The sequence below is a fragment of the Vibrio sp. RM-41-2B genome (genome assembly GCF_024744415.1).
In the GTDB taxonomy this organism is placed as follows: domain Bacteria; phylum Pseudomonadota; class Gammaproteobacteria; order Enterobacterales; family Vibrionaceae; genus Vibrio; species Vibrio diabolicus.
In genome coordinates this window covers 1-10,265 of record NZ_JAMQWD010000029.1, presented here as the reverse complement: position 1 = coordinate 10,265, position 10,265 = coordinate 1, and the positions used below count along the sequence as shown (strand labels likewise).

General features: G+C 40.7%; 12 protein-coding genes and 2 pseudogenes. 2 read left to right on the top strand and 12 right to left on the bottom strand.

What is annotated here, in order from left to right:
* Positions 1-90: 90 nt before the first annotated feature.
* From NB463_RS16125 to NB463_RS16045, 10 genes and pseudogenes are all read right to left on the bottom strand, one after another.
* Positions 91-567 (bottom strand): annotated as a pseudogene (locus NB463_RS16125) (GNAT family N-acetyltransferase).
* Positions 568-1,130: 563 nt separating this feature from the next.
* Positions 1,131-1,606 (bottom strand): annotated as a pseudogene (locus NB463_RS16115) (GNAT family N-acetyltransferase).
* A gap of 134 nt (positions 1,607-1,740) precedes the next feature.
* Complete coding sequence (locus tag NB463_RS16105) at positions 1,741-2,028, bottom strand: hypothetical protein (protein ID WP_258431650.1); 288 nt, start codon at positions 2,026-2,028, stop codon at positions 1,741-1,743.
* 774 nt (positions 2,029-2,802) lie between these two features.
* Positions 2,803-3,285 carry a hypothetical protein gene (locus NB463_RS16095; RefSeq protein WP_258431649.1) on the bottom strand — a complete coding sequence of 161 codons (483 nt, stop codon included), beginning with the start codon at positions 3,283-3,285 and terminating at the stop codon, positions 2,803-2,805.
* 135 nt (positions 3,286-3,420) lie between these two features.
* Positions 3,421-4,098 (bottom strand): hypothetical protein, encoded by a 678-nt coding sequence (locus tag NB463_RS16085; RefSeq protein WP_140339090.1) that lies wholly within the window; start codon positions 4,096-4,098, stop codon positions 3,421-3,423.
* 688 nt (positions 4,099-4,786) lie between these two features.
* The gene (locus NB463_RS16080) at positions 4,787-5,191 is read right to left on the bottom strand and encodes a DUF1801 domain-containing protein (protein WP_258431648.1); all 405 of its coding nucleotides are present in this window, start codon (positions 5,189-5,191) and stop codon (positions 4,787-4,789) included.
* A gap of 148 nt (positions 5,192-5,339) precedes the next feature.
* Positions 5,340-5,849: an SMI1/KNR4 family protein gene (locus NB463_RS16070; protein WP_139060478.1), complete on the bottom strand. Its 510-nt coding sequence runs from the start codon at positions 5,847-5,849 to the stop codon at positions 5,340-5,342.
* 709 nt (positions 5,850-6,558) lie between these two features.
* Complete coding sequence (locus tag NB463_RS16060; protein ID WP_062853831.1) at positions 6,559-6,963, bottom strand: DUF1801 domain-containing protein; 405 nt, start codon at positions 6,961-6,963, stop codon at positions 6,559-6,561.
* A 136-nt stretch (positions 6,964-7,099) separates the two neighbouring features.
* Positions 7,100-7,357 (bottom strand): hypothetical protein, encoded by a 258-nt coding sequence (locus NB463_RS16055; protein ID WP_139060767.1) that lies wholly within the window; start codon positions 7,355-7,357, stop codon positions 7,100-7,102.
* A 221-nt stretch (positions 7,358-7,578) separates the two neighbouring features.
* Entirely contained in the window at positions 7,579-7,938 is a 360-nt protein-coding gene (locus NB463_RS16045; RefSeq protein ID WP_258431646.1) for a hypothetical protein, read from the bottom strand.
* Positions 7,939-8,147: 209 nt separating this feature from the next.
* On the opposite strand from NB463_RS16045, the gene NB463_RS16035 reads away from it, so the two are divergent.
* The gene (locus tag NB463_RS16035) at positions 8,148-8,432 is read left to right on the top strand and encodes a type II toxin-antitoxin system RelB/DinJ family antitoxin (protein WP_005398409.1); all 285 of its coding nucleotides are present in this window, start codon (positions 8,148-8,150) and stop codon (positions 8,430-8,432) included.
* On the top strand, positions 8,429-8,707 hold the full coding sequence (locus NB463_RS16030) for a type II toxin-antitoxin system RelE/ParE family toxin (protein ID WP_258431644.1): 279 nt from the start codon (positions 8,429-8,431) through the stop codon (positions 8,705-8,707). The genes NB463_RS16035 and NB463_RS16030 overlap by 4 nt, the downstream gene beginning before the upstream one ends.
* A 135-nt stretch (positions 8,708-8,842) precedes the next feature.
* Here NB463_RS16030 and NB463_RS16020 read toward each other — a convergent pair whose 3' ends face one another.
* Both NB463_RS16020 and NB463_RS16010 read right to left on the bottom strand, forming a co-directional pair.
* A complete protein-coding gene (locus tag NB463_RS16020) occupies positions 8,843-9,601 on the bottom strand; it encodes a hypothetical protein (RefSeq protein ID WP_258431643.1) in 759 nt (252 codons plus the stop codon).
* A gap of 141 nt (positions 9,602-9,742) precedes the next feature.
* A partial coding sequence (locus NB463_RS16010) for a DNA topology modulation protein (protein WP_258431642.1) occupies positions 9,743-10,265 on the bottom strand: 523 nt, incomplete at its 5' end.

Here is a 10,265-nt window from a genome sequence, read left to right as displayed (position 1 = left end):
CTAAATTATTGCGCCGTAAACACTAAAGCTGAATAAACCAAAAATGCCACGCGTTGCGAATCTGCCTTAAACGCTTTGTTATACGATTTCTCACAACGAGCGCTGAAACTGACCATTTTGAGCTTTGAAACCTAATTTTTCAAACAGAGCTTTAGACCGAAAGTTACCTTCATCAATGTCTGCATACAATTTTTCAATGCCCACAGATTTTGCATGAGAAAATAATAAACTGAGAGCTTCAAACATATAACCTTGTCGCTAATATGATGAATTAAGTAAGCATCCAATCTCGCATGAATGACCGCAATCACTAAAACTATGTAAACCGCAAGTTCCGATAACTTTGTTGGTTGATTGTTCTAAGACTGCCCATTCCAACGATTCACCCGACTTTTCTAATTGGACGACGCTTTCTAGCATCTGAACTATCAGATCTTTCGATGTAAAAACTGGGTCTGAGGCAAATTCCATTGTTTGAATATCACCATAAATTTCAAACAAATCATCAGAATCATTCGTTTGAATTGACCTCAAAACGATTCTACTTCCGTGTAAATCAGGCTTCATTTCTCTCCTTAATCGTATAACGCCTTGTTAAGGTGTGAGGCACGCAATACCAAAGCTTCAGCATACCACCTTAACCACCAAACCTAACGCATAGCAAAAATGCCACGCGTGCCGAATCACTCTTGAACAATTTGTTAGGTTTTTTCTTTACGTTTAGCACTGGAGACCCAGTCTGCTGATTTGGCGATAAACCAAGGCCCTATGAAAAGGAACAATGCTAGCCAATTGTGAATAAACCTTGTCCAATACCGACTATCAAATAAGTCCCACTTAAATTGCAAATTACCACGATAATCTAAAAAATCTGGGATTACTGACCACGTCCTACTTGTTACATCGAAGAAAATCATTAGAACCAAACTTGCGATAGACAAAACAATAAACAAACGCCAAGTCCACTCAAGAGAAAACTGATTTCTTAGTTTGATAAACATAGCCTAGGATCACCTCTATTTATATTCGACGCTGAGAAACCTAACGCCGCATTAAGGTGTGAGCGACGCTTGGCTATACTTGAGCGAAGCGAAAACGCCAAGCGTTGCGAATCACTCTTAAATGCTTTGTTATAACCGTCTTTCCATACGTAAAAGACCCCAAACCTCACCGTCGAAAGAACGAGAGCCATTTTCATGCGCTGTAACGGTAAAACCAAGCGATTCATAGCAATTTCTCGCAACTATGTTTCGTTCAAATACAGCTAGTGATAGTAAGCTAGCGCTGTATTTTTCTTTTGCTAGATCGACTAATTGACCAAGCATGCGCTTTGAAATGCCCTTTCCACGAAAGCTGTCTGAAACAAATACGCGGCAAATCCTAAAGTGCGAATCTGAAACTTTGAATAGTTCAACATAGCCAGCGTTCTGACCTGAGACAACAAAGATAAACGGAAATACTTGCTCTTGAGAACAGTGTTTAGAAATTTGCACTGAATCCAATGGAAACTCAAAGTTTGGCCCCCCCATTGGTAATTCAATTTATCTGAGTCGATCCAACCGATAAGCAGGTCATGATCTTCCTTCTCAAATGCTCTAAGTTCCATTTTTCCCTCTAAGGTTATAACGCCCTGTTAAGGTGTGAGCAACGCAATACAGAAGCCGCCGCATACTACCTTAATCACTAACACCAACGCATAGTGAAAATGCCACGCGTTGCGAATCACTCTTGAACAGTTTGTTATGTGCGTTCTTGTTTATTAATTTCTCGCCTATACCAAGACTCTGAGACACTCCACGTTACAAAACCTAGAACTACCCCAAGAGCAAGTAATATCAGTGTCGACAAACCAAAATCAAACCAGAATTCTAACCACGTGCGAACTTTGTCAAATAGGATGAAACCAACAGTTTTTCCAAACAAGACTGAACCAGCTGCAATTAAAGTAGTTTTTAAAACGTAATGACCCCGCCCCTTTTTACTAGTTTGTTTCCACCTGTTTAATCTTTTATTTTTCCAAGTATTCATAAGCGAGAACTCCATTTGCACTCTCGAAAACCCTAATCTATAACTGGAAACATTCCTTAAAACCTGTACTGATTATGCGATACAGCCCAAATTAGATGCATAAGCACATAACGCCTTGCTAAGGTGTGAGTAACGCAATACAAAAGCTACCGCACGACGCCTTAATCACTGAAGACACCGCATACCAAAAATGCCACGCGTTACGAATCACTCTTAAGCAACTTGTTAGTACGCTGCCCGTGAACATTTGGCACATGCCAAGATATTGAAATATAGCACGAAACTTCTGGCTTAAAATGCTGAAGCTAAAGGGACAACTGCCAAACTAGAACTCTCTCTCAAAACGCAAGTTGGCGAGAAGAAAAATATGCTTAACTGCCCTATTGTCGCCGTTTTCAAATTTGCAAAGGATACAGGCTGCAGAACTAAACGGCAGCGCCAAAGAAACTCAGTGTTTGACGAGAATTTCCCAGCACCAAAGAAGCCACACCAGAGAAATAGCCCGAAAGTTAGACACCGTAAACGGTGAAGTCAAAGCAAACACAACTCATATAGTGCCACCGGAAAGAACGTGAAAGGCACATTTGTTCAGGTGCAAACCTGGGAAAGGGAACCAATAAACACCGAATGTTTAACCTTTGATGCCCAACCAGTACTAACGCCGCATTAAGTGGTGAACAACGCGACCACTAACCTGAAACCTTGCCACATTTAACACTGAAGCCGAGCTGAACTGAAATTGCCAAGCGTTGAGAATCCGTCTTAAATGCTTTGTTATGTGCCCCACGACCACGTTAGTGAGAACGCCCACACCGCTAAGGTTATAGGAAGAATAACTTCCACCGCTAGCCTCAATAAGAACACTGGGTTAGCAATAAAGCTAAGTCGATTGATTTGGTCGAAGAACATATCTCTTCTACTTTCACCAATGTAATCTCGGATATTTTCTTTTTGGTTTAGCATGAACTCGAACTCTTCTGACTTAAGAGCGATCTTCCATGCAGTGAGTTCTGAGAGTACATAAACTAAAAATGTAATCGCGTAAAAGAGAATAACCGCAGATACCAGCTGCAAAAGTGACTCTTGGTTAGCTTCGCTGAACTCTATACCAAATGCCGATATCTTTTTAGGAACTAAGCCGACCTGAACAATTACAATCCCAGTAACCGCCGCTGCTAATAGGTTCCTACGCGTTTTTCTTGTTGTTTCAGTTAACGGCTCTTTTAGCCTTTCTCTCAACGTACTTTGTCCTAACATATTTCCTCATATTGCACATAACGCCCTGTTAAGGTGTGAGCAACGCAATACAAAAGCCGCTGCAAACCACCTTAAACACCAAACGCAACGCATAGTAAAAATGCCACGCGTTGCGAATCACTCTTAAACAGTTTGTTATGATTCAAGCTCGATAAAATCGATGAATTTCTGACCCATTGAAGTACCTACAGAGTCTAAGCTTGCTTCATGAAACTGTTTAATCCGTACCATACCAAATCTGTTTAAATCAGAGATAATCAAATCGATAATAGGATCATTTGAGCCAATATCTGTATAGGTTTTTTTCCACACATTACGTAAGTCTCCCCAATGAGTATAACTATTAGGATTTGTATTCAATTTCTGAATGTAGTGATCGGGGGTTGACAAGAAGTGTAGAATTCGAAAATGAAGTGGCGTCATTTCATCAATGAACCGAATGAACATTAACTTTAAGGTTTCATCTATACCTTCATTTAATACTGTATTTTTTACTGCATTATTTAACGCTTTGATTTTTTCTTCTTGGTGAGTTCTGACCGCGATATTTGAAGCTTGAAGATATGCAGATATAAACGCATCGTGTTCAGATAGCTTTTCTGGTGTCAGATTTTCAACTTTTTCACAAACCTCATCAACGGTATTGGCTAATAGGATCAACCAATCTTCTTTGCGCTTATCTATTGGTGCAGAAAAGACCGTTTCAAATAACGTAGCCAAAGCGCCGCCAGCTAAAGGGATAACACTCAGTGTAGCTTTTACTCCCGCATGCCCGTAGTCTTTCCATTCTTTATTTTGAGGTAATTCTTCCATATTTACTCCTGAATCATAACGCCGCGTTAAGTGGTGAGCAACGTAGACCACTGCACCTAAAGTATTGTGCCGTAAACACTAAAACTGAAGCAAACTAAAAATGCCGAGCGTTGGGAATCCGTCTTAAACGCTTTGTTATGTCACTGAGCTACAGGGACTTGGTTCGAACTCACTTTAGGAACAATAGTAAATTTCAGGTGTTCAGCGTAACTAGAGATTATGAAGTAACATGCACCAGTTAAGGTAAAGAAGAGCAAGAATTTACATGCGTAAATTGGGATTTTCTTTATGTCAGTGAACAATGATCCAAACATCATGACACAGTGGTATAGGGCGATAAAGAAAAGCAACATATTAAAAGCAACCAAGCAAATCCCCAAAAATTGCATTAGCATAAGTCAAACTCCTGTTTTTTTGATTTCTCGACAAGCTGCTACTATATGAGGTCTAAACCACTACACAACTTAGTTTGTAAATGTCTACAATGATCGAGTTTATATCACTAGTTCTGCACAATGTACAAAAAGACTAATTGCATTAGTAGAACTCGGTGACATAACGCCGCGTTAAGGGGTGAACAACGCCACCACCGAACCTAAACTATTGTGCCGTAAACACTAAAACCAATTCAAACTGAAAATGCCAAGCGTTGAGAATCCCTCTTAAACGCCTTGTTATGTGAATTTTTTTACGCGCCCAAAAGGGTAAGATTCTTACGCTGATGATAGGTTAAAGCTAACTCTAGACAAGACTTAATTGCTGTTTCTGGTAACGCTTTCGATAAGGTCAGAACTATTGCTCTGTTTCCCTGAAACACCAGTTCTTCACCACACAATTCTCGAAATGTATCAACTAACTTAGTTTGGCAATTAAAGAACAGGTAATAATTGTTAGGAGATTTCAGCTTCCAGTCCATTCTTAGCGGGCTGCCTGTTTTTACACTATAGCTAGGTTCACCCCACTTTAGAGTTTCATCGACTTCACCCAGTTCCAACTCAGATGCGATTTGGAAGACTAGATTTCGTAGCTCCTTCAGTCTAATACGAGCATTTTCCGAATATTCATCGAAGCGTTCTTTAACTACCTTGTTCATTGGAACCTCCTATTCACATAACGCCCTGTTAAGGGGTGAGCAACGCAATACCGATGCCGCCGCATACCACCTTAAACACTAAAATCAACGCATAGTAAAAATGCCACGCGTTGCGAATCCCTCTTAAACAGTTTGTTAGGCGATTGGCTTACTGGCAAAGTTCGTCAATTATTTGCTCAAAGTTAGGGTACTTTGATTTGGCCACACTTATGATTTTAGACACTGAGCTTTCATTTGACGGGGCAACCTCCTGAGCAAAGTGCAAAAACTTACTATTCAGGGGGCGCTTCAGATCAGGATAAGCAACAGCCTCGTATGGCCCAAGACCATGTGCAAACAACCAAACATAGTCTCCAAAATTTTGTGCAACCACCCCAACTTCACCTTCAGAACCAAAGAACACAATAGGTTGTTGCAAAAGATCTTCGACATTAGCGACCAACCAAAAAGCAGCGTAACCGCCAGAACCATCTTGACCAAAAATTAAATATTCATGCCCATTGAGTGAAGAATTACCAGTCCATGCTTTAATCCATTCTGATGTTTCCTCTTGTGAATAGAAATCATCATATGGTTCAAAATCAATTCCCTCACCGTCCGCGTAGTCAATTTCTATTGAGTGCAGTTTTTTTAATTCATCTGGAAAAGCTCTATTCATCTTATCTCTCCATACTCTCTGGACAACGCCTAACGCCTTGCTAAGGTGTGAGTAACGCAATACAAAAGCTACCGCACAGCACCTTAATCACATAAGCCACCGTAAAGTGAAAATGCCACGCGTTACGAATCACTCTTAAGCAATTTGTTAGTACATGCGCTACTTCTATTTATGCGCTCCAAGATATTGAAAACTGACATGATATAAAAGGCTTTGAGCACTGAAGTGAGACGGGTAGCGACAAAACTTTGCCCCGATTAAAAGACGAAAGTTGGTTAGAAGAAAAACGTACCGAGCTCCCCTACTTTTACTGGCTTCAAATTAGAAAAGGATTCGATCCTCGCACTTCGACGGCAACACGAAAGAAAGGCAATTCTGACTTAGTAAAAACCACGAAAAAGAAGAAGCACCAAAGAAATAGACTAAGAGTTAAAAGCCGTAAACGGCGAAATCAAAGCGAACACTCCACATATAGTGCCACCGGAAAGAACGTGAAAGGCACTAACTGAAAGGTGTAAATAGGAGCGCCAAAACAGATAAACACCAAAACTTATGACCTTTGATGTCAAACCCGTACTAACGCCGCGTTAAGGGGTGAGCAACGCAGGCCACCCAACCTAAACCATTGTGCCGTAATCACTGAAGCGGAATCAAACCCAAAATGCCGAGCGTTGGGAATCCCTCTTGAACGCTTTGTTATGTGAATTTTTCACGCGCCCAAAAGAGGTAAATGTTTACGCTGCTGATAGGTTAAAGCCAACTCTAAACAGGACTTGATTGCTGTTTCTGGCAACACTTGCGATAAGGACAGAACGATTGCTCTGTTTCCCTGAAACACCAGTTCTTCACCATACAATTCTCGAAATGTATCGACTAACTTAGTTTGGCAATTAAAGAACAGATAATAGTTGTTAGGAGATTTTAGCTTCCAGTCCATTCTTAGCGGGCTGCCTGTTTTTACACTATAGCTAGGTTCACCCCACTTTAGAGTTTCATCGACTTCACCCAGCTCCAAATCAGATGCGATTTGAAAGACTAGATTTCGTAGCTCCTCTAGCCTAATACGAGCATTTTCCGGATATTCATCGAAGCGTTCTTTGACTACCTTGTTCACTGAAACCTCCTATTCACATAACGCCGCATTAAGGGGTGAACAACACTACCACCCTACCTAAACCATTGTGCCGTAAACACTAAAGCCAATTCAAACCAAAACTGCCGAGCGTTGTGAATCCCTCTTGAATGCTTTGTTAGTTGCCAAACCTAAAGCTTTGATTTGAAGTCGATTGCCGTTTTGCCAACACTAGTTTTACGTGCTTTGAAAAACTCAATTCAGGCGCAGTTTCAAAGCGCCTGTCACTGAAACCACTTGGAACACGCAACGCCGTAGAAAACGAACTGACAACACCAAAAAGACCTTTTGGAGAAACAACGCCACAAAGCTGACTTTCAACAAGTAAATCGGTTTCTGAAACGGCAAACCAAACTAGGAAAAGATCGAAGCTCAATTTCCGCGAACCAAGAACCCGAAGTTCGAAGTGCAAAATCGAGCAAAGCACACGAACATTAGACCTAAACACTCTGTTTTAGCTGCGATTTTCTCGTTGGCAACTAACGCCCTGTTAAGGTGTGAGCAACGCAATACCGATGCTGCCGCACACCACCTTAAACACTAAAGTCAGCGCATAGTAAAAATGCCACGCGTTGTGAATCACTCTTAAACAGTTTGTTATGCGCTTTGCTCCACTAATTCAGCTGTTCCAATACAAGCGACTCGTCCTTCAATATCAGTAACTATATCTCCGGAGAACTGATAATTAAGCTGAACTTGAACATTAGGTAGGCCTATTGGTGCAATATTAATTAAGTACCCATCTTTTATGGTTTCCACTACGTATTTATGCTCGCCAGAAACTTTAAACTCAGATAGAACGACACCTAAATTGCTATCGATTACCTCTGCAGATGACGCAGATAAACTGAAAACACATTCCCCCGACTCGCCTGAATTGGGAGCTAACAACATGAAACCCACATGTCTACCATCTATTGTTTTCAATACCATCGCTTTTGGTAGTTCATTATCCATACATCCCTCGATATTTAAATGCACTAGCGCATAACGCCCAATTAAGGTGTGAGGTACGCAATACGATGCTCCCGTATACCACCTTAATCACTAAAACCAACGCATAGTAAAAACGCCACGCGTGCCGAATCACTCTTAAATTGTTTGTTAGTTGCCCATCTCAAAGCCTAGTGCTAACATTTGTACACACACCAACAAAGGAATACATCATGGACACTAGAATTCAATTTCGTGTTGATGAAGAAACAAAACGCCTTGCTCAACAAATGGCTGAGAGCCAAGGTCGCACTCTGAGTGATGCTTGCCGTGAACTTACTGAGCAACTTGCTGAACAACAAAGAAAAACATTATCTCACGATGCATGGCTAACTGAACAAGTAAACCTAGCATTTGAGAAGTTTGACTCAGGAAAATCTGTTTTCGTTGAGCACCAAACGGCTAAGTCTCGAATGGAAGAGCGCAAAGCCAGAATCCGTAATCGAGGTAAGCAATGATTTTATGGGAAGAAGAGTCACTTAATGATCGTGAAAAGATCTTCGAGTTTCTCTATGACTTCAACCCTGATGTGGCAGAAAAAACTGACAACCTCATTGAAGCAAAAGTAGAAAACTTGCTTGAACAACCTTTAATGGGTGTACAACGAGATGGTATCCGCGGACGATTGCTCATTATTCCTGAGATTTCGATGATTATCTCTTACTGGGTCGAAGGCGATATCATCAGAGTTATGCGTGTACTCCACCAGAAACAAAAATTTCCTACGGATTGATTGCTTCCTCTGGGGAACTAACGCCCTGTTAAGGTGTGAGCAACGCAATACCGATGTTGCCGCATACCACCTTAAACACCAAACGCAACGCATAGTAAAAATGCCACGCGTTGCGAATCACTCTTGAACAGTTTGTTAGTTGCGCATTTCCTCAATCTTCCCTCTCTCTTTTTCTAGGCGTTCTTTCTTGAAGTTCTCACACTTTAACTTAAGGAATGCATCAGGGTTAAGCTTACAATGATAATGGTGATGTTCTCTCTGTAAGTTCTCCTTTTCCTCATCTAATTCCTTTTGTGATTTCTTTTTCTTACCCCACAGCTGAAGCCCTTTCTTCGTAGCTAAATACCAACTGTATAATAGAGCTAGTAAAGAAAAGAACGGACTTGACCAACCTAGATATGCGATAAAAGCAGGAATAATACAAAACCAAAAAGTCATAACAAATAATAGTAATTTTCGACCTTTTAATTCTTCCTTTTGTTGCTCAATTACTTGCTCCAAAGTTCGGTTATTTAAACCAGAATAAATGGCTGTTAATGTCTCTTTTGATAAGTCAAACTGTGGTTCTTGTGACTTAGGATATTCATCCCAATGCGCTATAACATCATTACCAACAGCATAACCAAGCAAAAAATTGTGACCAACAATATCTTTGGTTCTCCAATCGGATTGAGTGAAATTTTTTACAATAACCATAATTGGAGTAGCATATCGCTTTGCCCACACACCTAACTCATGTTCAGCGATCGTCTTTATTTCAGAAACTAATTCTGGCTCATAAATATGAATTTTTAGCATGGCATGGTCTTCGCCTGTGAATACAGGGCGATATACAACAAAGTAGCCTTGCCTCTTTTCTTCGATATCATCGTATCGAACCCAACTTTCTCTCATATACTCTCTATTTTCACGCGCAACTAACGCCCTGTTAAGGGGTGAGCAACGCAATACCGATGCCGCCGCATACCACCTTAAACACTAAAACCAACGCATAGTAAAAATGCCACGCGTTGCGAATCCCTCTTGAACAGTTTGTTAACTGGATTTGCAAAGGCGGAGCGCTTGCTCTCCCGATTTTGCGATAATTACACGCTTATTTCTTGTAAGCGTCTTGAGTTTGTCCATTATTAGGGGTTTCGACTTTTTGGGATAGTCCCATAAAAATTTGATGAACTCGATATCAAACCTTTCATCGCAACCTTCAGCTAAATCTGGACGCTTACTACTTAATAATGTTCTCTTTAGTGCTCGATAGATACAGGTATATCGGTTTACATCTAAGAATATTACTGTATCACAAGCTTCAAATCTTATATCAAGGGTGCTCTGATAATTACCATCGATAATCCAACACTCGCTTTCACAAAGACCTTTTTGAATTTTGATCCAGTCATCTTTTGGAGTTTTAACCCAATTTGGTTTCCAATATAGCTGATCGAGATGATGAACAGGCAAATTCAACTCTGTACCTAATAGTGCCGAAAATGTGGATTTACCCGAACCACCGGAACCAATGACCGCAATTCTTTTCATCGGACTTACCTCGTCATCAATCCAG

Excerpts from the sequence above, each read along its gene's own strand:
- NB463_RS16085 (WP_140339090.1), bottom strand. The coding sequence starts at position 4,098 with ATGGAAGAATTACCTCAAAATAAAGAATGGAAAGACTACGGGCATGCG.
- NB463_RS16045 (WP_258431646.1), bottom strand. The coding sequence starts at position 7,938 with ATGGATAATGAACTACCAAAAGCGATGGTATTGAAAACAATAGATGGT.
- NB463_RS16070 (WP_139060478.1), bottom strand. The coding sequence starts at position 5,849 with ATGAATAGAGCTTTTCCAGATGAATTAAAAAAACTGCACTCAATAGAA.
- NB463_RS16080 (WP_258431648.1), bottom strand. The coding sequence starts at position 5,191 with ATGAACAAGGTAGTTAAAGAACGCTTCGATGAATATTCGGAAAATGCT.
- NB463_RS16035 (WP_005398409.1), top strand. The coding sequence starts at position 8,148 with ATGGACACTAGAATTCAATTTCGTGTTGATGAAGAAACAAAACGCCTT.
- NB463_RS16095 (WP_258431649.1), bottom strand. The coding sequence starts at position 3,285 with ATGTTAGGACAAAGTACGTTGAGAGAAAGGCTAAAAGAGCCGTTAACT.
- NB463_RS16020 (WP_258431643.1), bottom strand. The coding sequence starts at position 9,601 with ATGAGAGAAAGTTGGGTTCGATACGATGATATCGAAGAAAAGAGGCAA.
- NB463_RS16030 (WP_258431644.1), top strand. The coding sequence starts at position 8,429 with ATGATTTTATGGGAAGAAGAGTCACTTAATGATCGTGAAAAGATCTTC.
- NB463_RS16105 (WP_258431650.1), bottom strand. The coding sequence starts at position 2,028 with ATGAATACTTGGAAAAATAAAAGATTAAACAGGTGGAAACAAACTAGT.